The sequence below is a fragment of the Oleiphilus sp. HI0043 genome, from assembly GCF_001634935.1.
This window is the reverse complement of the sequence record NZ_LWEY01000795.1, coordinates 1-619: the sequence shown is the minus strand read 5'-3', so window position 1 is coordinate 619 and position 619 is coordinate 1. Positions and strand designations below refer to the sequence as shown.

Below are 619 nucleotides of genomic sequence, written 5' to 3'. Positions count from 1 at the left end.
CAGTGCCAGCGAAAATCTATGCGATTACTAACCAGAAGGGGGGGGTTGGAAAAACGACCACCACTGTAAATCTTGCTGCATCGCTGGCTGCGACCAAACGCAGAATTCTCCTTATTGATCTTGATCCGCAGGGAAACGCAACTATGGGTAGCGGGATCAGCAAGAATGAAATTGAATATACGGCCTATGATGTACTGACCAAAAAGGCCGATGTTCAAGAGGTCATTACGCGTTCAGTCGTTGGTAAATACGATGTTATTCCTTCCAATGGCGATCTGACTGCAGCGGAAGTCGAGCTCCTTAATGAGATTGGCCGTGAACATAGACTGAAGCAAGCCTTAAAATCTATTCGTGATGATTATGAATTCGTCTTGATCGACTGTCCTCCTTCTCTAAATATGCTAACCGTTAATGCCTTATCAGCGTCGGACGGCGTTATCATTCCAATGCAATGCGAATATTATGCGCTAGAAGGCTTGGCCGCATTAATGAATACGGTTGAGCAGATTAGAGAAACCATCAATCCGAAGTTAGAAATTTCCGGCATACTTCGTACTATGTATGACCCAAGGAATAGTTTAACCAGAGATGTATCTGATGAACTTCAGGAATATTTCGG

Annotated in this window: 1 protein-coding gene; it reads left to right on the top strand. The window is 44.1% G+C overall.

Going from position 1 to position 619, the window contains the following annotated elements:
* Positions 1 to 2 precede the first annotated feature (2 nt).
* Positions 3 to 619 (top strand): ParA family protein (locus A3729_RS09115; RefSeq protein WP_068633713.1); only part of this gene is annotated, 617 nt, incomplete at its 3' end.